Origin of the sequence: Halomonas sp. B23F22_3 (genome assembly GCF_043496965.1) — a bacterium.
Taxonomy (GTDB): Bacteria; Pseudomonadota; Gammaproteobacteria; order Pseudomonadales; family Halomonadaceae; genus Halomonas.
In genome coordinates this window covers 466,926-489,404 of sequence record NZ_JBIEKG010000005.1, presented here as the reverse complement: position 1 = coordinate 489,404, position 22,479 = coordinate 466,926, and the positions used below count along the sequence as shown (strand labels likewise).

At 67.9% G+C, this 22,479-nt stretch carries 20 protein-coding genes and 1 rRNA gene; 10 read left to right on the top strand and 11 right to left on the bottom strand.

From position 1 onward, the window contains the following. From rrf to rlmM, 3 genes are all read left to right on the top strand, one after another. Positions 1–75: ribosomal RNA gene (gene rrf / locus ACGTNG_RS18125) — 5S ribosomal RNA — on the top strand; the annotation flags it as partial. A gap of 109 nt (positions 76–184) precedes the next feature. Beyond that, positions 185–628 carry a DUF2721 domain-containing protein gene (locus ACGTNG_RS14340; RefSeq protein ID WP_394797197.1) on the top strand — a complete coding sequence of 148 codons (444 nt, stop codon included), beginning with the start codon at positions 185–187 and terminating at the stop codon, positions 626–628. Next, complete coding sequence (gene rlmM / locus ACGTNG_RS14335) at positions 612–1,679, top strand: 23S rRNA (cytidine(2498)-2'-O)-methyltransferase RlmM (protein ID WP_394797196.1); 1,068 nt, start codon at positions 612–614, stop codon at positions 1,677–1,679. The genes ACGTNG_RS14340 and rlmM overlap by 17 nt, the downstream gene beginning before the upstream one ends. Before the next feature lie 31 nt (positions 1,680–1,710). Here rlmM and ACGTNG_RS14330 read toward each other — a convergent pair whose 3' ends face one another. Then, entirely contained in the window at positions 1,711–2,001 is a 291-nt protein-coding gene (locus tag ACGTNG_RS14330; RefSeq protein WP_349756950.1) for an antibiotic biosynthesis monooxygenase family protein, read from the bottom strand. 42 nt (positions 2,002–2,043) lie between these two features. Between ACGTNG_RS14330 and tusA the strand changes: the two genes are divergently transcribed. Continuing rightward, positions 2,044–2,295 carry a sulfurtransferase TusA gene (gene tusA, locus ACGTNG_RS14325; protein ID WP_394797195.1) on the top strand — a complete coding sequence of 84 codons (252 nt, stop codon included), beginning with the start codon at positions 2,044–2,046 and terminating at the stop codon, positions 2,293–2,295. 15 nt (positions 2,296–2,310) lie between these two features. Here tusA and ACGTNG_RS14320 read toward each other — a convergent pair whose 3' ends face one another. From ACGTNG_RS14320 to ACGTNG_RS14310, 3 genes are all read right to left on the bottom strand, one after another. Beyond that, positions 2,311–3,039, bottom strand: a complete 729-nt coding sequence (locus tag ACGTNG_RS14320) for a hypothetical protein (RefSeq protein ID WP_394797194.1) — start codon at positions 3,037–3,039, stop codon at positions 2,311–2,313. Between the two features lie 97 nt (positions 3,040–3,136). Beyond that, on the bottom strand, positions 3,137–4,144 hold the full coding sequence (locus ACGTNG_RS14315; RefSeq protein WP_394797193.1) for a DUF3080 family protein: 1,008 nt from the start codon (positions 4,142–4,144) through the stop codon (positions 3,137–3,139). 46 nt (positions 4,145–4,190) lie between these two features. Continuing rightward, entirely contained in the window at positions 4,191–5,582 is a 1,392-nt protein-coding gene (locus ACGTNG_RS14310) for an MATE family efflux transporter (RefSeq protein WP_394797207.1), read from the bottom strand. A gap of 202 nt (positions 5,583–5,784) precedes the next feature. Between ACGTNG_RS14310 and ACGTNG_RS14305 the strand changes: the two genes are divergently transcribed. Together ACGTNG_RS14305 and ACGTNG_RS14300 are read left to right on the top strand one after the other, a co-directional pair. Beyond that, positions 5,785–6,369 (top strand): elongation factor P hydroxylase, encoded by a 585-nt coding sequence (locus ACGTNG_RS14305; RefSeq protein WP_394797192.1) that lies wholly within the window; start codon positions 5,785–5,787, stop codon positions 6,367–6,369. A 36-nt stretch (positions 6,370–6,405) separates the two neighbouring features. Then, positions 6,406–8,586, top strand: a complete 2,181-nt coding sequence (locus ACGTNG_RS14300) for a thiamine pyrophosphate-dependent enzyme (RefSeq protein WP_394797191.1) — start codon at positions 6,406–6,408, stop codon at positions 8,584–8,586. Positions 8,587–8,595: 9 nt separating this feature from the next. Here ACGTNG_RS14300 and ACGTNG_RS14295 read toward each other — a convergent pair whose 3' ends face one another. After that, positions 8,596–9,150 (bottom strand): hypothetical protein, encoded by a 555-nt coding sequence (locus ACGTNG_RS14295; protein WP_394797190.1) that lies wholly within the window; start codon positions 9,148–9,150, stop codon positions 8,596–8,598. A gap of 1 nt (position 9,151) precedes the next feature. Further along, on the bottom strand, positions 9,152–10,039 hold the full coding sequence (locus ACGTNG_RS14290; RefSeq protein WP_394797189.1) for a TatD family hydrolase: 888 nt from the start codon (positions 10,037–10,039) through the stop codon (positions 9,152–9,154). Positions 10,040–10,154: 115 nt separating this feature from the next. Here ACGTNG_RS14290 and ACGTNG_RS14285 point away from each other — a divergent pair, with 115 nt between their 5' ends. After that, a complete protein-coding gene (locus tag ACGTNG_RS14285; protein ID WP_394797188.1) occupies positions 10,155–12,092 on the top strand; it encodes an ATP-binding cassette domain-containing protein in 1,938 nt (645 codons plus the stop codon). A 67-nt stretch (positions 12,093–12,159) separates the two neighbouring features. Here the strand turns inward: ACGTNG_RS14285 and ACGTNG_RS14280 are convergent, their stop codons facing one another. Next, complete coding sequence (locus ACGTNG_RS14280; RefSeq protein WP_394797187.1) at positions 12,160–12,606, bottom strand: universal stress protein; 447 nt, start codon at positions 12,604–12,606, stop codon at positions 12,160–12,162. Positions 12,607–12,713: 107 nt separating this feature from the next. Between ACGTNG_RS14280 and ACGTNG_RS14275 the strand changes: the two genes are divergently transcribed. After that, on the top strand, positions 12,714–13,259 hold the full coding sequence (locus ACGTNG_RS14275) for a preprotein translocase subunit YajC (protein ID WP_394797186.1): 546 nt from the start codon (positions 12,714–12,716) through the stop codon (positions 13,257–13,259). A 6-nt stretch (positions 13,260–13,265) separates the two neighbouring features. Here ACGTNG_RS14275 and slyA read toward each other — a convergent pair whose 3' ends face one another. Both slyA and ACGTNG_RS14265 read right to left on the bottom strand, forming a co-directional pair. Then, a complete protein-coding gene (gene slyA / locus ACGTNG_RS14270) occupies positions 13,266–13,709 on the bottom strand; it encodes a transcriptional regulator SlyA (protein ID WP_394797185.1) in 444 nt (147 codons plus the stop codon). Positions 13,710–13,945: 236 nt separating this feature from the next. After that, on the bottom strand, positions 13,946–15,226 hold the full coding sequence (locus ACGTNG_RS14265; RefSeq protein ID WP_394797184.1) for a DUF5924 family protein: 1,281 nt from the start codon (positions 15,224–15,226) through the stop codon (positions 13,946–13,948). Between the two features lie 145 nt (positions 15,227–15,371). On the opposite strand from ACGTNG_RS14265, the gene fadB reads away from it, so the two are divergent. Continuing rightward, on the top strand, positions 15,372–17,573 hold the full coding sequence (fadB, locus tag ACGTNG_RS14260) for a fatty acid oxidation complex subunit alpha FadB (protein ID WP_394797183.1): 2,202 nt from the start codon (positions 15,372–15,374) through the stop codon (positions 17,571–17,573). Between the two features lie 44 nt (positions 17,574–17,617). Beyond that, a complete protein-coding gene (gene fadA / locus ACGTNG_RS14255) occupies positions 17,618–18,796 on the top strand; it encodes an acetyl-CoA C-acyltransferase FadA (protein ID WP_394797182.1) in 1,179 nt (392 codons plus the stop codon). Positions 18,797–18,904: 108 nt separating this feature from the next. Here fadA and ACGTNG_RS14250 read toward each other — a convergent pair whose 3' ends face one another. After that, positions 18,905–19,882 (bottom strand): TAXI family TRAP transporter solute-binding subunit, encoded by a 978-nt coding sequence (locus ACGTNG_RS14250; RefSeq protein ID WP_394797181.1) that lies wholly within the window; start codon positions 19,880–19,882, stop codon positions 18,905–18,907. Positions 19,883–20,288: 406 nt separating this feature from the next. Beyond that, positions 20,289–22,463, bottom strand: a complete 2,175-nt coding sequence (locus tag ACGTNG_RS14245) for a patatin-like phospholipase family protein (RefSeq protein WP_394797180.1) — start codon at positions 22,461–22,463, stop codon at positions 20,289–20,291. Positions 22,464–22,479: the final 16 nt, after the last annotated feature.

The following is a 22,479-nucleotide window of genomic DNA, read 5'->3' as shown; positions in this document are numbered from 1 at the left end:
GAACTCAGCAGTGAAACCGATCAGCGCCGATGGTAGTGTGGGGCCTCCCCATGCGAGAGTAGGTCATCGTCAGGCACCTATTCCGAGAAAACCCCGAGCTCAACGAGCTCGGGGTTTTTTCATGTTGAGTCTGTGACAGCGTCGACTGTCGCCATGAGCGTAGCCATCATCCCGGAGATCGCCCGTGACGCTGACCACTCCCGCCCTGCTGTTTCCCGCCATCTCACTGCTGCTGCTGGCCTATACCAATCGTTTTCTCACACTGGCCCAGCTGATTCGCAAGCTGGCCGACGAGGAGCGAAGCGAGCACCACGAGGGCAATGCCAAGCAGATCGTGCTGCTGCGCCGGCGCATCTCCCTGACCAAGCGGATGCAGCTGGCCGGTGTGTTGAGCTTCCTGTTCTGCACCCTCTCGATGTTTGCGCTCTTCCTGTCGCTGGATCTACCGGGGCTGGTGCTGTTCGGGGCCAGCCTCGTGCTGCTGTCCGTCTCGTTGATCTACTCCTGCTGGGAGATCCAGATATCCACCAACGCCCTCAACGTCCAGCTCCAGGACATCGAGGCGCTGGTGGCCTCCGGTTCCCGGCGACCACCGTCGAGCAAGGAACACCATGACCAAGCCGAGTGAACTGCTGCTCTACTGCCGTCCGGGCTTCGAGTCGGACCTGGCCACCGAGATCACCGAAAAGGCCGCGGCTCTCGGCCGATCCGGGACCACCGAGTATCGCCCCGATGGCGGCTTCGTGCGTTTCCTGGTCGAGGAGGGCGAGCCGGCCAACGGGCTGCATCGGGACCTGCCGCTTGCCGGCCTGGTGTTCGCGCGCCAGAGCCTGGTGGCCCTGCCGCCGCTGTCGCTCTCTCGGGAGGATCGGCTGTCGCCCATCCTCGACCAGGTGAAGGAAAGCGGCTGGAGTTTCGAGTCGCTGTGGCAGGAGACCCCGGATACTAACGAGGCCAAGGCCCTGGCCGGCCTGATCAAGGCGCTGAAGCGTCCGCTGGAATCGATGCTGAAGAAGCGCGGTGCCCTGCGGCGCAAGGCGGGCGGCCGTCGGCTGCACCTGCTGTGGAGCGACGGGGATCGGGTCCAGCTGGGCATGAGCTTTCCCGGCAACCGTAGCGAACTGCTGGGGGGCATCCGGCGGCTGCGCTTCCCCCATGCGGCCCCCAGTCGGTCCACGCTCAAGCTGGAGGAGGCCTGGCACGAGTTCGTTCCGCGAGACGAGTGGGACGAACGGCTGGGGGAGGGCATGCAGGCGGCCGATCTGGGGGCGGCTCCCGGAGGCTGGACCTGGCAGCTGGTCCAGCGCGGCATGCATGTCTATGCCATCGACAACGGGCCCATGGACAAGGGACTGATGGCCACCGGGATGGTGGAGCATCTGCGCGAGGACGGCTTCGTCTGGGCGCCTCCCGGGCGGCTCGACTGGCTGGTCTGCGATATCGTCGATCAGCCGTCACGGGTGATGGCGATGGTCCAGCGCTGGCTGGTGCGTCGCTGGTGCCGCGAGGCGGTGTTCAATCTCAAGCTGCCGATGAAGCGGCGCTGGCAGGAGGTCGCCGGCTGCCTGTCACGCCTCGAGTCGGCGCTCGCCGAGGCCGGTGTGCGGGCGGAGGTGGCGTGTCGCCACCTCTACCACGACCGGGAAGAGGTGACGGTGCACGTGCGACTTAGGGATTGATGGCGCTCTTTGCGAACGCCGGCGGCGGTCGTCAGCCGCTGGTCGCCTCGTAAATCCGGATGCGCTCGTCCTCGGTCAGCAGCGGCAGCAGGCCCTGCATGACACGGGCGCGGGTCTCGCTCTGGTACCACTCCTTCCAGGCGCGCAGGTCGCGCCACTTGGTGATCATCAGGCGTCGATCGCTGTGGCCGAACTCGACGAGGCTCTCGCCCCCGACGAAGCCCGGTGCGCCGAGGGAGTGGCGCATGGCGTCCCGGGCAGCCGCCTCGTATTCCTCCTCCAGGCCGGGCATGATACGACGTTCGATAATGATCTTGATCATCCAGTCACTCTCCTACTTTCCTGTCCTGCAACGAGGTCATCGATGGTTGATTCCGCGGATTCCTTGCCGCCCACTGATGCACGGCTCGATACCACCGGGCTCTACTGTCCCGAGCCGATCATGCTGATGCACAACCGGGTGCGCGACATGCGCCCCGGAGAGGTGCTCGAGGTGGTGGCCAGCGATCCGGCCACGACGCGTGACATCCCCAAGTTCTGCAGCTTTCTCGGCCACGAGCTGATCTACCAGCACGAGGATGACGATCATTACCGCTACCTGATCCGTCTCGGCTGAGGCGCCCCCGGCCCCTTACTCGGCCCCGGGTTTGGCTTCAGGGGCCGCGTCGCCGTCGGGCATGACCATCAGCGCCAGGGCCTCGAGGGTCGTGGGATCCTCCTGGCGGATGCGGCTGGCGATCTGACGCTGGAAGAAGTAGACCACCCGGTGCTGGCTATGGCCGGGATAGAGGCAGGGGTCGCCGGGCAGGATCGGCGTCGTCTCGATGCGGCGTTCATCGGCGAGCAGGGCCTCCACCGCGCCGTCGCTGTAGAGCCGCCAGCCGAAGACCTGCTTGAGCTGCCAGGGGGCGTCGCCCTCGTCCATGCACAGGGCGTGAGTGCCCTGCGTCTCCGGGAGCTGCTGGATCAGTGTGGTCTCGTCGGTCTCCTCGTAGTCGAAGTAGGCCGCGGCGTGCTCGAGCTCCAGCACCTTGTGCTCCGGCGCCTGCTCGAAGAGCTCCTCGGTCTCCGGATCGCGATAGCCGATGAAGTGACCGTGATCGGCGTCATCGAGGCGGTGGCAGGGCGTCAGGGCCTCCATCCAGGGTACCAGGCCCACCACTTCGCCATCCTCCTGCAACCCCCACGCCAGCAGCGGCATGCCGTAGAGGGTGTCGCCATCCGAGGAGAGGCGATAGACCATTTCCAGGTTGTCCAGCTCGGGTGACAGGCGAACCAGTCGGCGGCGTGCCAGCTGGCGTTGGCGCATGGCCTCGAGATCGATGACTCGAGCGCTGCGGGGTGACTGCGGGATTCCCATGATGTCCCTCCAAGTGCTGCATGGTCGCGGCATCGGCCTGGTCAGCAGCGCACTGCGTCACTGTAGCTTCATCAATAGCACAGAGTGATTGCCGAGGTTAAGTCCCGGCGGTGGATTGGCAGCGACGGTTGAAGCGAGAGAGCAGCGCCTGGTGGTGATCGCGGGCCTCGGCGAAGGCCGGCAGGGGGGCCTCGGGGTGGCTCAGCGACAGCCAGTCGCGGCGATACTCGGCGACCGCCGGAGGCGCGGCCACCTGCGCATCCAGCAGGGCATCGATGGCCTCGAGCCAGTGGCGGGCCGAGCGCTCCAGACTCGCCAGCCACTCGCTCAGGCGAGTGGCCTCGGGGGCGTCGGTCAGGCGCTCGGGGGCGACGCGACAGGCCTGCCTGTCGGCGCGGGCCAGCGCCTGCTCGAGCAGCGTCGAGGCCTCGTCCAGTCGCTGTTCGGCCAGCAGCAGGGTGCGCAGCAGCTCGGCGGAGAACGGGCGCTCCTGCAGCGTCTTGAAGTGGCCCTCCAGGGTGGCGGAATCGGCGCGCCAGTCGGGATCGAACTGGCGCAGGGTCGCCTCGCGCAGATAGGCCAGGGCGGCGCTGCGGGGCGCCGCCTCGCCGAGGGCCTCGGGCGCGAGGGGGGCACTGGCACGGGAGAAGTTCTTGACCCACTCCTCGGAGGCGAACAGGGCATTCCAGCTCACTCGCGGCAGCTGCTCGGTCTTGAGGTCGGTGAGTCGCGCGAGCCGCTTCCGGCTGGTGTCGGAGAGTGTCGCCGGCACCTCGGTGTTCCAGCACTCGCTGAGCTGTCGCCACAGCTCGAGCTCGTAGAGCCAGCGTTGGCTGGGCGGCGCCACCCGCCCCAGCTGATTGTTGCGTCCCGCCACCAGGGAAGCGATATGGCAGCCGCGCAGGGCGTAGACGTCGAGCATTCCCTCGCGGGTCTCGGCGACCTCGAGCAGCCGCTGGTCCCGCTCGGGGAAGGCGCCGATATTGTCCGGGGAGGCACGGGGCGGAGCCTCGAGGGCCAGGGTGTCGGCCAGATGCCGCTGATAGTCGCCCAGTAGCGCCTCGCTTTCGCCTTCGCCGCAGCCGGCCAGCAGTGCCAGCGCCATGGCCAGCAGCCATCGAGGCCGGTGGTGACGACGTGGGTGAACGCCGTTAATCGACGTAAGTCTCGAACCTGTCATGAGCCCTCGCCTTGCTGATACGCCTGAGTCGCTCACCCAACAGTATCGCGGCGGTGGTCAGGCCGGCCACCAGGCCGATCCAGTAGCCGTGGACGCCCAGCGGGTCGATCCAGCCGGCGAGGCCGACCTGCCCGAGCCAGTGACCGCCTCCCAGCCCCACCAGCCAGTAGGCCAGCAGGGTGATCAGCATGATGATCCGGGTGTCCTTGTAGCCGCGTAGGGCCCCCGCCAGGTTGACCTGCAGGGAGTCCGAGACCTGGTAGAGCATCGCCAGGCCGACCAGCGACAGCGTCAGGCGTGCGACCTCGCTGTTGTGAGTGTAGAGCGCGATCACCGGCTCGGCGGTGAGCCACAGCAGCAGGCTGTTGAGCCCGGCAACGCCGAGGGCCACCAGGATGCCGTTCCACGCCACCAGGCGTGCCTGGTCGGGGCGGCCCTGGCCGAGGGTGTTGCCCACCCGCACGGTCAGCGCCATGCCGAGCGACAGCGGCAGCATGAAGAGGATCGAGGTGTAGTTGAGCGCGACCTGGTGGGAGGCCACGGTGATCTCGCCGAGGCTGGCCACGAACAGCGCGATCAGCGTGAACAGGGTCACCTCGACGAAGATCGCCACCCCGATCGGCACGCCCACGCGCAGCAACTCGGCGATCAGCGGCCAGTGCGGCGGGGAGGGGGCCCGCCACAGGTCGATGTCGCCGTAGGCCTTCGAGCGGCGGGTATAGGCGAACATGGTCAGGCTCATCACCCACATCGAGATCGCCGTGGCGATGCCGCAGCCCAGCGCGCCGAGGGCGGGCAGATCCTGCAGCCAGTCCGGCAGCCCGGTGCCGAACAGGCCAGTGAGGCCGTCGCCGCCGTAGATCAGCACGAAGTTGCAGGGGACGTTGACGGCGAGTCCCACCAGGCTGATCCACAGCGACGGGCGGGTGTGATTCATGCCGTCCGAGAAGGCGCGCAGCGCCTGGAACAGCGCCACCCCGGGCATGCCGAAGGCCAGGGCCGCCAGGTAGGCCGTGGCACGGCTGGCGACCTCCTCGGGCACCGCCATCAGCCGGAAGATCGGCATCACCACGCTCCACAGCAGCAACGCGGCGACGATCCCCAGCGCCAGGGCCACCCACAGCGCCTGATGGACGCTTGGCCGGATGCCCGCGGTGCGCCCGCCGCCGAGCAGTTGGGCGACGATGGGCGTCAGCCCCATCAGGGTGCCGGTCATGAACAGCATCAGTGGCAGCCACAGGCTGGCGCCGACCGAGACCGCCGCCAGGTCCGTAGCGCTGAGCCGCCCGGTCATCATGACGTCGACCACGCTCATCCCGGCCTGTGCCAGCTGGGCCCCGCAGATCGGCAGGGCCAGACGCATCAGGGCGGGGGTTTCGCTGCGGCTGGTGGCCAGCAGGCGAGAGGAAAACGGCACCAAGGCGCGGCTCCATGCGGCAGTGGGGAAGGCGACGTCGATCCGCGACGAGCGCCGGGAAGGCACTCAGTCTATCAGGAGGTGGCGATTTTCGCTCCGCCCCCTCAGCGCCTATAATGGCGCCTTTTGTCACTGTCCGGGAGTCCGCGTGAGCCACCGCCTCGAGGATGTCATCGCCCTGTTCGACGGCCTCTTCCAGCCGACCTTCAAGACGCGACTGGTGCGCGGCGGCGACGAGCCGCTCTACCTGCCGGCGGACGCGGTGAGCCCCTGGCACCGGGTGATCTTCGCCCGGGGCTTCTTCGCCAGCGCCCTGCACGAGATCAGCCACTGGTGCATCGCCGGCGCGCGACGCCGTGAGCTCGAGGACTACGGCTACTGGTACCTGCCCGATGGCCGCGATGCCGACCAGCAGCGTCAATTCGAATCGGTGGAGGTGGCGCCCCAGGCGCTGGAGCGGGTCTTCGCCGAGGCCTGCGGGCTGCCCTTCAACGTCAGCGTCGACAACCTGGGCGAGGTCGAGGTCGACCGCGAGGGCTTCCGGGCGCGGGTCGAGGCGCGCGCCGAGCGCTACCTGCGCGAGGGCCTGCCCAGCCGAGCGGCGGCCTTCCGGCGTACGCTGGCGGCCTTCTACCGCGAGGGCGAGTCCCTGGAGGCCGCGGTGGTCGCCGGACGTGCCCTGCTCGAGCCCGTCGCCTCGGCCGGCTCGCGGCGACTGGAGACGGTCGACTAGGCTGTAGGCACCCGCCGCCGCGACCGGAGGCCGCCCGTGGCCGACGCCCTGCCCCAGGAACAGCGCTTCCTTGACGCCCTGCGCCACGATCACTGGCCCGCCCCCGACCAGCAGCACGGGCTCGATGAGGTCGGACTCGACGCCGAGGCGCTCATCGAGCTGTTCGACTCCCAGCTGATCAGCCGCCACCTCGATCTCGAGGCCCGCCGCCTGCAGGCGCGGGGCGAGGGGTTCTACACCATCGGCAGCGCCGGCCACGAGGGCAACGCGGCCATCGCCCGCGCCTTTCGTCCCGATGATCCCGCCTTCCTGCACTATCGCGACGCCGCCTTCTTGATCGAGCGCAGCCGCGGCGTGGCGAACCAGGCGCCGATCCGCGATCTGCTGCTGAGCTTCGTCGCCTCTAGCGCCGACCCGATCTCCGGGGGGCGCCACAAGGTGCTTGGTTCGAAGGATCTGGCCATTCCGCCCCAGACCAGCACTATCGCCTCTCACCTGCCCAAGGCGGTCGGCGCGGCCCACAGCCTCGGCCTGTGGCGGCGTCTGGGCGGCGGCGGCGAGTGGCTGGCAGATGGTGTGGTGGTGTGCAGCTTCGGCGATGCCTCCTTCAACCACTCCACGGCCCAGGGGGCCCTCAACGCCGCGGGCTGGGCCGCCTTCCAGGGCGCGCCGATGCCGCTGGTGCTGGTCTGCGAGGACAACGGCCTCGGCGTCTCCATGCCCACGCCCCCCGGCTGGATCGCCGCCAGCATGCGCGCCCGCCCCGGCATTCACTACCTCGCCGGCGACGGCCTGGACCTGCTGGACACCTGGCGGGCGGCCCGCGCGGCGGCGCACATCGCCCGCACCCGCCGCCAGCCGGTGTTCCTGCACCTGCGCTGCGTGCGCCTCTACGGTCACGCCGGATCGGATGCCGAGCAGGCCTATCGCTCGGCGGCGCGTATCGCGGCCGACGAGGCGCGCGACCCGCTGCTGGTCAGCGCCGGACTGCTGCGTCGCCACGGCCTGCTCTCGGCAGCCGAGATCGGGGAACGCTACCGGACGATCGGCGAGCGAGTGGCTGCGGAGGCCGAGGCGGCGGTAGGCCAGCCGAAGCTCGAGCGCCCGCAGGAGGTGATGGCGAGCATCGTGCCGCCGCCGCGCGCCGGTCGCCGGCAGGCCGGGCAGGGCGAGGTCGATGCCACCCCGGCACCCATGGCGCGGCTGATCAACCAGACGCTGTCGCGGCTGATGGCGTGCCATCCGCACCTGGTGATGGCCGGCGAGGACATCGGTCGCAAGGGCGGGGTCTACGGCGTCACCCAGCGGCTGCAGGCGCGCTTCGGGCCGCATCGGGTGATCGATACCCTGCTCGACGAGCAGAGCATCCTCGGGCTCGGCATCGGGCTCGCCCAGAGCGGGCTGGTGCCGATCCTCGAGATCCAGTTCCTCGCCTACCTGCACAACGCCGAGGATCAGCTGCGCGGCGAGGCGGCGACCCTGAGCTTCTTCTCCGGCGGGCAGTACACCAATCCCCTGGTGGTGCGCATCGCCGGGCTCGGCTACCAGAAGGGGTTCGGCGGCCACTTCCACAACGACAACGCCATCGCCGTGCTGCGCGACATCCCCGGGCTGCTGGTGGCTTGCCCGTCCGGCGGCGTCGAGGCGGTGGGGCTGTTGCAGGAGGCGGTGCGCCTGGCCGATGAGGAGCAGCGGGTGGTGGTGATCCTCGAGCCGATCGCCCGCTATCACGCCCGCGACCTGCTGGAGGAGGGCGACGAGGGCGCCTGTGGCGTCGATCCGGGCCCGGACTATCGCCTGCCCGTGGGGACGCTCGGCCAGTGGGACGAGGGGCGCGACCTGGCGATCGTCGGCTATGGCAACGGGATAGCGCTGTCGCGACGGGCCGCGGTGCGCCTCGCGGCCGAGGACATCGCGGTGCGCATCATCGACCTGCGCTGGCTCACTGCCATCGACCACGATGCCCTGCACGAGCGCGTGGCCGACTGCGCGAGGGTGCTGGTGGTGGACGAGTGCCGTCGCAGCGGCTCGGTCAGCGAGGAGCTGATCACCGGCCTCGTCGAGCGTGGCGTGGCGGGCGAGCGGCTGGCGCGCTTGACCGCCGAGGACAGCTTCATCGCCCTGGGGCCGGCCGCCACGCTCACCCTGCCCTCGGTGGAGGGGGTCGTCGAGGCGGCGCGCGCCCTGCTGGCGCGGCCGGGTGCCGGCGCGTCCTGAGCGCTCCGCTCAGTCGTCGACGTCGTCGCCGTCCATCAGTCGGCCATCGAAAGGGATCGCCTCGCGGTCCTCGGCGCCCGGCGCGAGACGCAAGTGCAGGTGCAGCATCACCTCCACCTCATGCTCCGGGCGCAGCGGCTCGAGCCCCAGCTCACCGAACAGGTCGCCGCGGGCGCGCGGCCAGTCGCCGGGTTCCAGGTCGCCATAGAGGCTCTCGGCCGGGGCCAGCTCCACGAAGGGATCGAGGCCGTAGGTGTCGAAGAGGCGCGAGATGGCCGCCTCGTCGTCGCCGACGCCCGCGGTGTAGAGGGTCTGGTTGAAGTGGTCGTTCTCCAGCTCGCGGATCACGTCCAGCGGGCTCACGCCGATGCTGGTGAGCTCTTCCATGCTGTAGCCGCCCAGCGAGTGCATCTCGCTGTCGAGCCAGTCGTCGTCGGGCTGGATCAGCGTGTGCTTGATGCGCCCGTCGGTGAGCGTCCAGGCGATCGCCAGCGGCAGGCCGTCGTCGTCGCCGGTCTCCACGGCGATGAAGCCGGGCGTCTCGTTGGTGCCGGAACCGGCCATGTCAGGAGTCCTCGTGTTCGGTGTCGGGGGATGTCGGGTCCGTCGGCAGGCGGAAGAAGGCGCGGGCGGTGGCCGTGGTGGCCCGCGCCAGGGCGGCCTCGTCGATGCCCCGCCAGTGGGCGATCTCGCGCACGATCCAGGGCAGCAGGGCCGGTTCGTGGCGCCTGCCCTTGAGTTTGGCAGGTAAATTGCGCGGCAGCAGGTAGGGGCAGTCGGTCTCCACCATCAGCCGGTCGAGCGGAATCTCGCCGACCAGTTCGCGCAGGTGGTGGCCACGGCGCTCGTCGCAGAGCCAGCCGGTCAGTCCGATGTGCAGGTCGAGGTCGCGGTAGCCGTAGAGCGTCTCGCGGTCGGCGGTGAAGCAGTGGATCACGGCGTCCGGGATGTCGTCCCGCCAGGCATGCAGCATCTCGCGCATGCGCCGACCGGCATCGCGCTCGTGGAGGAACAGCGGCTTGCCGCTCTCGGCGGCGAGGGCGAGCTGGGCCTCGAAGGCGCGCTCCTGCTCGGCGGGCGTGGAGAAGTTGCGGTTGAAGTCCAGCCCGCATTCGCCCACCGCGACCACTTCCGGGGCGCGGTGGAGCTCGCCCATGGCGGCGGCGAGGCTCGGCGACCAGCGGCTGGCGTCGTGGGGATGCACGCCGGCGGTGGCATAGAGCCCCGGATAGCGGCGCGCCAGCGCCACGGCCAGCTCGGCGTGCTCCCGGTCGGTGCCGGTGAGGATCAGCGTGCTCACGTTGGCGGCCCGTGCGCGCCGGATCGTCGCCTCGAGGTCGCGGGCGAAGCTCTCGTGGGTCAGGTTGGCGCCGATGTCGACCAGCGGGGCCGGGGAATGGAACCTCAGCGCCTCGGGCAGCACGTCATCGAAGGGGGGCGTCGCGTCGGCCACGGCGGAACACTCCTGTGAAGGCGGGCGCGCATTGTACCCGGGAGGGCGGGGGTGGGGCCACGCCGGCTCGGCCATGCGTTACACTAGCGGCCTTGATGAACGACGAGGTGAACGCGTGACCCTGCTACGACTGGAACAGCTGCAACTGGCTTACGGTACCCACGTACTGCTCGACGGCGCCGACCTGGTGCTGGAGAGGGGCGAACGCCTGGCCCTGGTGGGGCGCAACGGCACCGGCAAGTCGACCCTGCTGAAGATCGTGGCGGGCGAGATCCAGGCCGATAGCGGCCACATCTGGCGCGCGCCGGGGCTGAAGATCGGCGTGCTCGCCCAGGAGCTGCCGGACGCCTGCGGCCAGACGATCTTCGACGTGGTGGCCCAGGGGCTGCCCGAGGCCGGCGAGCTGCTCTCCGAGTACCATCACCTGATCCATGACGACGACCCGGACATGGATCGCATGGCTCGGCTGCAGACCCGCATCGAGGCCATCGACGGCTGGTCCTTCCACCAGCGCATCGACGTGGTGCTGACCCGGCTGGGGCTCCCCGAGGATGCCGCCATGGCCGATCTCTCCGGCGGCTGGCGCCGGCGCGTGGCGCTGGCCCGGGCGCTGGTCGCCGAGCCCGATCTGCTACTGCTCGACGAGCCTACCAACCACCTGGACCTGGACACCATCGCCTGGCTGGAGGAGCAGCTCGCCGACTTCAACGGCGCCGTGCTGTTCATCACCCACGACCGGGCCTTCCTCTCGAAGCTCGCCACGGCGATCCTCGAGCTCGATCGCGGGCGCCTCGGCCGCTACCCGGGCGACTACGCCGCCTATCAGGAGCAGAAGCAGCACGAGCTGGAGGTCGAGGCGCGGGAGAACGCCGAGTTCGACAAGAAGCTCGCCCGGGAGGAGGCGTGGATCCGTCAGGGCATCAAGGCCCGCCGGACCCGCAACGAGGGCCGGGTACGGGCGCTGCAGCAGCTGCGCCATGAGCGCAGCGAGCGTCGCGAGCGCCAGGGCAAGGCCGCGCTCTCCGTGGACAGCGGCGCGCGCAGCGGCAAGCGGGTCGTGGAACTCTCCCACGTCACCCATCGCTTCGGCGACGAGGTGGTGATCGACGACCTCAGCCTGGAGATCCAGCGCGGCGACCGGCTCGGCTTCATCGGCCGCAACGGCGCCGGCAAGACCACCCTGCTCAAGATCCTGCTCGGCGAACTCGAGCCCAGCGAGGGCAAGGTGCTGCTCGGCACCAAGCTGCAGGTGGCCTATTTCGACCAGCTGCGCGCCGGCCTGGAGCCCGAGAAGACCGTCTACGACAACGTCGCCCAGGGCAGCGATCGCATCAGCGTGGGGGGCCGCGACCGCCACGTGATGAGCTACCTGCAGGACTTCCTGTTCACCCCCGACCGGGTGCGCCAGCCGGTCAAGGCGCTCTCCGGCGGCGAGTCCAATCGCCTGCTGTTGGCCAAGCTGTTCACCCAGCCGGCCAATGTGCTGGTGCTCGACGAGCCGACCAACGATCTCGACGTCGAGACCCTGGAGCTGCTCGAGGAGCTGCTGCTCGACTTCGACGGCACCCTGCTGCTGGTCTCCCACGACCGGGCCTTCATGGACAACGTGGTGACCAGCGTGCTGGCCTTCGAGGGCGAGGGCCGGGTGCGCGAGTACGTGGGGGGCTACACCGACTGGGTGCGCCAGGGCGGCAAGCTGCCGCCGGCGCCCTGGGAAGGGGCGGCCCGCCAGGGCGTCGAGCCGACGGCCGAGGCGGCCAGCAAGGAGAGTGAGGCCAGGGCGCCGAGCGAGGCGGCCCCCTCGCCGACGGCGCCCAAGCGGGTCAAGCTCTCCTACAAGCTGCAGCGCGAGCTCGACGGCCTGCCCGCCGAGATCGAGCGCCTAGAGGCAGCCGTGGCGGCCTTCGAGGAGCAGGTGGGAGCGCCGTCCTTCTATCAGCAGGAGGCCGAGACCGTCGCCGCCACCCTGCAGTCGCTGAATGACACTCAGGCCGCGCTGGACGCGGCGATGGAGCGCTGGATGGAGCTGGAGGCGATGGCCGCCGGCGAGTGAGCCGCGACCCTTCACGAAAAAGGCGCCCGAGGGCGCCTTATCCAGGAGACGAGACTAGCGCGACAGGCTACTCCTCGCTCTTGGCGCCCACCCGCACGGCGAGCACGTCGCACTGGGCGCCATGCAGCACGCCGGTCGAGGTGGAGCCCAGCAGCAGGGCGAAGCCGTGACGGCCGTGGGAGCCGACCACGATCAGGTCGACGTCCTGCTCCTCGGAGAAGCGGTGGATCTCGGTGTCGGGCATGCCGACCACCACGTGCTGGTTCTCGCGGTCGACGTGGCCGTCGGCGATCTCGGCGAGGCGCTGCTTGGCATGCTCGTCGAGCTGGTCCTGGATGCTGGTCAGGTCCATGGGGATGTCGCCGCCGTAGGCGAAGCCCAGCGGCTCCAGGGTGTGCATGATGGACAGCTTGGCCTCGTTGCGATCGGCGATCTGCATCGCGCGCTCGAGTACCTTGTGGGAGTCCTTGGTCAGGTCGACGGCGACCAGGACATGACGATATTCATTGCTCATGGTGTGACTCTCCGTACCGCGTCCAGCGTGTCTGATGGTGCTTCAACTCTAGGACGCCTTGTAAGACAAGACAACGACTTGCGTCAATATTCAGCGAGGAGACCCGCATGGTCTGGTTACTCATCATCGCCATCGTCGCCCTGGTCTTCGCCCCGGTGATGTGGCTCAAGCCATCGCCCAGCCAGCGGCGCATGGGCAAGCTGCGCACGGCGGCTCGCCAGGCGGACGTGACGGTGCGACTCGAGGCGCCGCCGCTGCATGGCTCGCGCGGGCCCATGGCGGCCTACCGCTGGTCCTATCCCCAGCAGCAGCCGGGGCCCGACTTCGTGCTGGTGCGCGAGGAGGCTGCCAGCGCCTCACTGAAGCCCTTCCGCGAGGGCTGGCGCTGGCGCGTCGAGCCGCTGCGCGCGCTGCCGGCCGAGGCCGTGGAACGACTGGAGGAGGCCCTGGTGTCGCTGCCCGGCGATGCGCTGGTGCTGGAGTCCGGCAGCCACGCCCTGACCCTGTGGTGGGGGGAGTCCCTGTCGGTCGAGGCCCTGTCGCCGCTGCTGGCGCGGCTCACGGCGCTGCGCGATGCCCTCTCGGGGCGCCCGGATCGGCCGGGCCGCGACCGGCCGGGCCATGAGGCGCGCGCGCCCTCGATGCCGCGCTGAGGCCGATCACTCCTGGGCTTCGCGAGCCTGGATCGCCAGGCCGTTCTCCTCGATGCGCGACAGCAGGCTCGCCAGCTGCGCGACGTCGTCGTCGTCGAGGCCGGCCAGCATCTCGGCGCGGGCCTGGTTGACCACCGCATCGATCTGCTGGAGCAGGGGGGTGGCCTCGTCGGTCAGGAAGATCCGCTTGGTGCGCCGGTCCTGGTCGCAGCCGCGCCGTTCGATCAGCCCCTGTTCGGAGAGCTGGTCGAGGGTGCGCACCAGGGAGGGCGCTTCGACACCGATGGCGCGGGCCAGGTCGCACTGGGGCTGGCCGTCGCCGAGACGCCACAGGTGATAGAGCGTGATCCAACGCGTCTGGGTTAGGCCCAGAGGGGCCAGTCGGCGGTCGAGGACGGCGCGCCACAGGCGGGGTAAACGAGACAGCTGTAGGCCGATGTTCTGGTGCATGGGTCTGTGCATCCGCAGGAAGTCTGTCGGGATTGTCGGAACCGCTAGCGTTAAATGCAAGCAGGCTTACTATTTTACCGGCCGCTCTCCACGTGCTGGCCCCTCCCGCCCCGATGTCCCTCGTGTCTTGCCCTTCGCCGACGGCCGATCTTGCGAGGCCCCTTCTTCGATCGTGCCCACGACGGTCGTCCCCCATCAACGATCGCCGGCGGCAATCGACACGGCGGGCGATTCGCTCATTGCTCCTCGTCGCTCGCCCCGTCGGCCGGGGGCGGCGATGCCTGCATGGCGTCATCCTGCTGTGATGACACCGGCGCCTCGTCGGAGGGCGCGGGCTTCGGCAGCAGTCGGCGGATCTCCAGGCCCGGAATGCCGGAGGGCGCCTGGATCGTGCCGTCGGCCAGGGTCGCCGCCTCCCGGTCGTCGCTGACGGTGAAGCGCAGCATCCCGATACGCTGGCCGCTGTCGGTCATCACATCGATGCGCCATGAACCGCTTGGGTCCTCGGGGAAGTTCTGCTTGTGGCTCCAGGCCCGATAGCCCGCCTCTCGCCCGCCGCGGATCGCCAACGGTATGCGGTCGACCTCAACGCCGTCCTGCCGCCAGACGTGCACCACCTCCTCGTTCAGCCCGCGGGGCGCATGGATCGCCGTGTAGGCATAGAGCCCCTTGCCGGTCAGGGCCGCCGGGGTCAGCGGCGTGCTGCCGAGCGGGTGGCGTGCCTGGCGTGCGAAGGCCGGGGAGAGCGCGCTGCCCGAGATCCACAGGCTGGCCGGCGGCACCCAGACCCGGCCGACCCAGGCGGCGCCCGCCAGCAGCGGCAGCAGGGCCAGCATCGCCAGCACTCGGGGCGTGCTCAGCGGGCTCAGCAGGTGCATCAGGCTGGGCAGGCTGAACAGCAGCATGGCCACGATGGCCAGCACCAGGCTCTGGCCGGTGGTCAGGTGCAGCAGGGTCGGCAGGGTGACCAGCACCACCACGAACACGCACTGGGCATGGAAGGCGAAGTAGAGCCAGCGATGACGCTCGGCCATCCGATAGTAGAGCGGGTCGAGGATCGACAGCAGCGCCATGGCGAGTATCAGCAGGGTGAAGAGCGCCTGTCCGCTCTGCCAGACCGTGGTGGCCAGCAGGAACGGCAAGGTGAAGAACAGGGTCTCCTGGTGGATCAGCTGGGCGATGAAGGCGGTCACCCCGCGGGGCAGCGCCGGATAGCCGCGTCGGACCAGCAGGCGGCCGATCAGGCTCTCGGAGAGCAGCAGTATCCAGGCCATCAGCATGCCCAGGGCGAGCATGGCCCCCAGCCACTGCTGGCGCTCCACCAGGAAGAAGCTGGCCAGGCCCGCCGCCAGCGCCATCGGCGGCCACAGCCAGCGCCAAGGATGCAGCCGCGCCATCAGGCGCTCGAGGCGAGCCTGCCAGGTAGCCAGCCGCGAGGGCGGCTCAGCGGAAGGCGCCTCGTCCGGGGGGCCCTCGTCTGAGGAGGAGGGGGGATCGATGTCGGGTGCTCGCGTCATGCTCGCATCTTAGCAGCACGGCCTTCGCCAGGGTGAGCCGCCAGCCACGTGCCATGCTGGTGGAACGGGCTTGACGTGGACGCGGGACTGTCCCAAGCTGTCCGAAATCAAACGGCCGTATGAATTCCTGTAGGGAGATTCGTGGATGATCTATCAAGGCAATGCCATCACGGTGGCGCGGGGTCCCGAGGGCGGCGGCGATGACATCGCCAGGCTCACCCTCGATCTGAAGGACGAGTCCATCAACAAGCTCTCCAGCGCCGTGGTCGAGGAGCTCGGCCACGCCGTCGAGGCGATTCGCGCCGAGCAGGGCCTCACCGGGCTTGTGATCGGCAGCGCCAAGGAGGTCTTCATCGTCGGTGCCGACATCACCGAGTTTCACGCCATGTTCGAGCAGGGCGAGGCATCGCTTGCGGCCATGCTCGAGCGCGTGCACGGGATCTTCAACGCCATCGAGGACCTGCCGTTTCCCACCGTCACCGCGATCAACGGCCTGGCACTGGGCGGTGGCTGCGAGCTGACCCTGACCACCGATTTTCGCGTCATGGCCGAGTCGGCGAAGATCGGCCTGCCCGAGACCCAGCTTGGCATCCTGCCGGGCTGGGGCGGCTGCGTGCGTCTGCCGCGGCTGATCGGGGCCGACAACGCCGTGGAGTGGATCGCCGGCGGCAAGGAGAACCGCGCCGCGGCGGCCCTCGCGATGGGGGCCGTGGATGCGGTGGTGCCCCAGGCGGAGCTCGAGGCGGCGGCGCTGGATATCCTGGCCCGCGCCACCGCTGGCGAGCTCGACTATCGCGGGCGCCGGGCGCAGAAGCAGGCGCCGCTGACCCTCGGTCCCATCGAGCAGATGATGGCCTTCGAGACGGCCAAGGGCTATGTGGCCGGCAAGGCGGGGCCGCACTATCCGGCCCCGGTGGAGGCCATCAAGGTCATCCAGAAGGGCGCCGGCGAGACCCGCGAGCGGGCCCAGGCCATCGAGGCCAAGGCCTTCGCCAAGCTGGCGCTCTCCGACGTGGCCTTCAACCTGGTCGGGCTGTTCCTGAACGACCAGGTGGTCAAGAAGAAGGGCAGCCGCTATGAGCGCGAGGCCCGCCCGATCGAACAGGCCGCGGTGCTCGGCGCCGGCATCATGGGCGGTGGCATCGCCTATCAGAGCGCCTCGAAGGGCACGCCGATCCTGATGAAGGACATCAAGGACGAGGCCATCGAGCTCGGCCTCAAGGAGGCGCGCAAGCTGTTCGCCAAGCAGGTGGAGCGCAAGAAACTGACCAGCGCCCAGATGGCCGAGAAGCTGACCAACATCCGGCCGACCCTCTCCTATGGCGACTTCGAGCGGGTCGACCTGGTGGTCGAGGCGGTGGTCGAGAACCCCAAGGTCAAGGACGCCGTGCTGACCGAGGTGGAAGGGCGGGTCGGCGAGCACACCGTGCTTACCTCCAACACCTCGACCATCTCCATCACGCGCCTGGCCGAGAACCTCAAGCGCCCCGAGAACTTCTGCGGCATGCACTTCTTCAATCCGGTGCACCGCATGCCGCTGGTCGAGGTCATCCGCGGCGAGAAGACCTCAGATGCCGCCGTGGCGGCGACCGTGGCCTACGCCCGTGCCATGGGCAAGAGCCCCATCGTGGTCAATGACTGCCCGGGTTTTTTGGTCAACCGGGTGCTGTTCCCCTACTTCGGCGGCTTCAGCCAGCTGGTGGCGCAGGGCGCCGACTTCCAGCGCATCGACAAGGTGATGGAGCGCTTCGGCTGGCCGATGGGCCCCGCCTACCTGCTCGACGTGGTGGGCATGGATACCGCGGTGCATGCCGGTGAGGTGATGGCCGAGGGCTTCCCGGAGCGCATGGCCGACATGGGTGGCGACCGGGGCGATGGCCAGGGCAAGAGCGTCATTCAGACGATGGTCGACCACGACCGCCTGGGCCAGAAGAACGATCGCGGCTTCTATGCCTACGAGGAAGACAGGAAGGGCAAGCCGAAGAAGGTCGTCGACGACGCCGCCATCGAGCTGGTCAAGGGCGTGGCGACGTCGCACCGGGAGTTCTCCGATGAGGAGATCATCGCCCGCATGATGGTGCCGCTGTGCCTGGAGGCCGTGCGTTGCCTCGAGGACGACATCGTGGCAAGCCCGGCCGAGGCCGACATGGCGCTGATCTACGGCATTGGCTTCCCGCCCTTTCGCGGCGGCGCGCTGCGCTACATCGACGCCATGGGCCTGGCGGCCTTCGTCGAGCAGGCCGACCGCCTGGCCGAGGAACTGGGGCCCCTCTATGCGCCCACCGAGCGGCTGCGCGAGATGGCCGCCGCCGGCGAGCGTTTCTATCCCGCCCCGTCCCGGGCCTGATGCCACGACCCACGAGTGTCGGACAGAATTCCAAGGAGTAATCGATGAGCGTGAATCCGAGAGACGTGGTGGTGGTCGACTGTGCCCGTTCCGCCATGGCCAAGGCCCGGCAGGGGGCCTTCCGCCACGTGCGGGCCGAGAACCTTTCCGCCGCGGTGATGCAGGCGCTGCTCGAGCGCAATCCGGGGCTCGACCCGGCCGAGATCGACGACGTGATCTGGGGCTGCGTCAACCAGACCCTGGAGCAGGGCATGAACATCGCCCGTAACGCGGCGATCCTGACCGGCATCCCGCGTAGCGTGCCGGCCCAGACGGTCAACCGCCTGTGCGGCTCCTCCATGAGCGCGCTGCACATCGCCACCGCCAACATCCGCGCCGGCATGGGCGATGCCTACCTTATCGGCGGCGTCGAGCACATGGAGCACGTCGGCATGACCCATGGCGTCGACGTCAATCCGGCGGCCAGCCAGCACGTGGCCAAGGCGGCCATGATGATGGGCCTGACCGCCGAGCTGCTGGGCAAGATGCACGGCATCTCCCGCGAGGATCAGGACGCCTTCGGCGTGCGCTCCCACCAGCGGGCCCAGGCGGCCATGGAGAACGGCGGCTTCGACCGCGAGATTGTCGGCATCGAGGGCCACGATGCCCGTGGCTTCCGCGTCCGCGTGGATCGCGACGAGGTGATCCGCGGCGATGCCAGCCTGGCGAAGATGGCCGAACTCAAGCCGGCCTTCGACCCACGAGGGGGCACGGTGACCGCTGGCACCTCCTCGGCGCTGTCGGTAGGCGCCGCCGGCATGATGGTGATGAGCGGCGAGCGGGCTCAGGCACTGGGGCTCGACCCCATCGCGCGTATCCTCTCCACCGGCGTGGCCGGCTGCGATGCCTCGATCATGGGCTACGGGCCGGTGCCGGCCTCGAAGCAGGCGTTGAAGGCCGCGGGCCTGACCATCGAGGACATCCAGACTGTGGAACTCAACGAGGCCTTCGCCGCCCAGGCGCTGCCGGTGCTCAAGGATCTGGGGCTGCGCGATGCCATGGAGGAGAAGGTCAACCTCCACGGCGGCGCCATTGCCCTTGGCCATCCGCTGGGCTGCTCCGGAGCGCGGATCAGCACCACCCTGCTCAACGTGATGCAGGAGCGTGACACCACCCTTGGCCTGGCCACCATGTGCATCGGCATGGGCCAGGGCGTGGCCACGGTGTTCGAGCGGCTGAAATAGCCGTCAGGAGCTCATGGCCCGATCAGGCCATGCATGACGCGACGCCGCCCCTCGGGGCGGCGTCGTGCGTTTTGGTGTCGGCTCGGCGATGGCGCGCGGCGGAGGGGGTCAGTCGGCCTCGTGCGCCATGCCGTCCTCCTCGATCCATCCCCGCTCGCGGTAGTAGCGCAGGGCCCCTTCGTGCAGCGGCGCGGTCAGCCCGTCATGAATCATCTCCTCGGGCGTCAGTGCACCGAGCGCTGGGTGCGAGGCCTTGAAGCGCTCGAAGTCGTCGAAGACCGCGGCCACCAGCCGGTAGACCAGTTCCGGATCGGTTGCCTCGGAGGCGACCAGGGTGGCCTTGACCCCGAAGGTCTGCACCGCCGGCTGGTCGGGGCCGTAGAGGTCGGCGGGGATCCAGGCGCGGGTGAAGTAGGGATAGGCAGCCACCAGCAGGTCGATGACGTCGCCCTCCACGTCGACCAGCATGGCATCGCACAGCCGTATGGCCTTGGCCACCGAGGCGTTGGGGTGGCCCACGGTATAGACCATGGCGTCGATGTTGCCGTGACACAGCTCCATCGCCTGCTGGTCGGCCGGCAGGTGATGGACCGAGCGGAAGTCGCTGCGGCTCCAGCCTTCAGCGTCCATCAGCCTCAGCATGGTGCCGCGCTGGCCCGAGCCCGGGTTGCCGATGTTAACGGCGTGCCCGGTGATGTCTTCAAGGCGATGAATTCCGGCATCCCGGCGCACCACCAGGGTGAAGGGCTCGTTGTGCAGCGAGAACACCGAGCGCAGCGCGTCGTCCGCGCCGTCCTTCTGAAATCCCTCTGTGCCCAGGGCGGCATAGAGGTGCAGGTCGGACTGGGCCAGGGCGAGTGTCAGGTCGCCCCGTCTCAGGCCCCTCAGGTTGGCGCTGGAGCCGTCGGTGGGCTGCGCCTGGCAGGGGATATCCAGGGTGCGGCAGAGTGCGCGCCCGACCACGTGGTAGACCCCGGCCGGGCTGGCGGTGGCGATGACCAGGGGCTCCTCGTCCTGTGCCGCGACCGGGCCCGAGAGCAGCAGGCCGCCCAGAAGGGCGGCCAGGAGTCTGGTGGATGTTTTCATGACGTACCTCGTGGAGAGCGTCGACCGCCAGGCCTGGGCCCCAAGCCATCCCCGAGAGATCGTCAGGGGCTGACGGCAGGGCGCCGGTCGAGGCGTAAGGTGTCCGGGGGGTTAGGGGGCCGGCCAACATTCCGGCGGCTCATCGATGCCGTGATTCCGGAAATGCCGAGACACCCTGAGGTATAGCATGACGCGCCCGAGAGAAGTGGTGGTGTTCATAGTCCTTCAAAAAATACAGCCAGCCTTTTGACTGAGGCGTCTCACAGGATGCCGGCGTCGAGTCCCGCGGCCATGGCCATGCCCAGCTCCTCCCCCTGGTCGATGAAGCCCTCTTGCCACAGGCTGAATGAGTGGCCTCGATCGATTCCGGACAGTCCTCTGGACTAGCCGCTCATGAAAGCTGGTGTTACTGAAACTGGGGCCGGCCAAGATAGAAGAAGATCGAGTCATACCCTCCTTCCGCATGTCCGTAGCCAATGTAGAGCGGGCCGATAGGGCTATCGGCACCGAGGAAGACACTTCCTGAAAAGATGCCGTCATCAAAGAGCTCCTCTTTGTCTTCCCAGACACCGCCATACTCGAATGAACCACCTAGATACCATGGCAGAAAGGGGAGAGCCTCGAACCGCCTGTAGTAGATCGCACTGAGCACACCTGCCTGTTGGCCGCTCAGGCTATCTTCTGTATACCCTGACAGATTGAGAAAGCCACCGATTCGATAGCGGTCCTGAACGTCGGCTGACCCGCTGATGGTCGAGTGTGATAAACCACCAAGGCCTACCACATGACCATTACCGAGGCTGGTAAAACCATTGGCAGCTAACCTGATCTGCTCAAACTCGTTATCACCACCAAGGTCTTCCCGGGCGACATCGTACTGTACCGATCCCAGCCAACCATTTTCCGGGAAATTGTAATTATCTAGCCGGTCCACCGAGAGACGGGCGAAGGCCTGCCCACCGTCATAATCGAATTCAGGCGAGTCGGGTGGGCCCGTCTTGACGTCAACGTCACCGCTGCGGTAACGATAGCCGATTCGAGACTCTCCATACACACTGAGCTCACGCCCAAGGGCCAGCTCGGCATTTGCCTCCTTGACACGGTATTCCGCAATAGAATCTCTCCGACCATCGAAGATATCAATACTGATGGCGCCGTAACGGGCCGCTGTATAAATGAAATAACGTGACAGGCTATCGAGGGGCTGATGCCACTCTGCGGCGAGCAGCGGATCCTGCCCAACCTGAGTCGCCAGGCGTACTTCTCCACCTAGAGGGTTGATCCCTGTGCGAAGGTAGGACGCACCCAGATCATAACTGTTGTCGCCCCGGATATCGCTGGAAAGATCCAGGCCGAATTGAAGATAGTTCGGCCCCCAGCTCTTGGCGCGTGCGTCGATCAGCAAGCCGGTTTGGCCCTGATGCTCGACAAGGTCGTAGCGAACGTTCTGAAAAAGCTCAAGACCGTAAATGCGTCCGATATCCTGCTCCAGCTGCTTTCGATCGAGTGGTGATCCGGTTGCTTGTCGTATCCGGTCACGAATCATCTCGTCGGATATCCGTGAGTCATTGTTGATGTTTATGAACTGGATGATGGGCACATGGCGAGAGGGCATGGAGGCACGAGCGGCAAGATGCGCCTGGTACTCTCTTGCTGTTAGTGACAATTTCCCTAGCGCTTGCCTTCGAGCGTCGGCGGCTTGATAGCCGATAGGCACCGCATCGGTGGCATTCACGAAGTCAGCGCTGGAAAAGTCTTCGAGGTCAGGAACGATAAGGATGTCGGACGCTGTCAGATCCTTGATCTGTTCCTCCACATTATTGCGGGTCATGAGTGACGTCAGCTGGCCCGTTATCGCGAACAGGTTGTTGACATCTTCTGCCTGCATGATGGGGGTGCTGATGTCCACGGCAATCACGATATCGGCCCCCATTCCCCGCGCCACATCCACCGGAAGGTTGCCCGTGATGCCTCCGTCGACCAGCAGGCGGCCATCGATCTCGGTGGCAGAGAAGATGCCGGGGACCGCCATGCTGGCTCGCATTGCCGTTGCCAGATCTCCCTCACCGAGCACGACCATCCTTCCGTTGCCTATATCGGACGCCACTGCGCGGAACGGAATCTGAAGCCGGTCGAAATCCGTGATATGGGTCGCCGGAAGGGAGAGCTCTCTCAACGCCAGGTCAAATTTCTGCCCCTGTATCGCGCCGGTCGGGAATAGAGGTTCGCCGTCATCGGAGATACCCATGCTGGCCTTGACCAGGTACAGGTCATCGTCACGCTTGCGCCGAAAAGAACGCTCCACGCGGGGTGGAGAGTCACTGAAGATGTGTTCCCAGTCCATCTCCTTGAGTGCGTTCTCGATCGCATCCGGCGTCATCCCCGAGGCATAGAGACCACCGACGATGGAGCCCATGCTAGTCCCGGCAATGTAGTCGACAGGCACCTGCAGCTCTTCGAGAACCCTCAGGACACCGATGTGGGCGGCACCCCGCGCGCCCCCACCGCTGAGGGCCAGGCCGACCTTCGGGCGCACCGTGTGGGAACCCTCGATTTCTACGGCTACAGCCGTGTTGGCCATCAGCCACCCTATACAG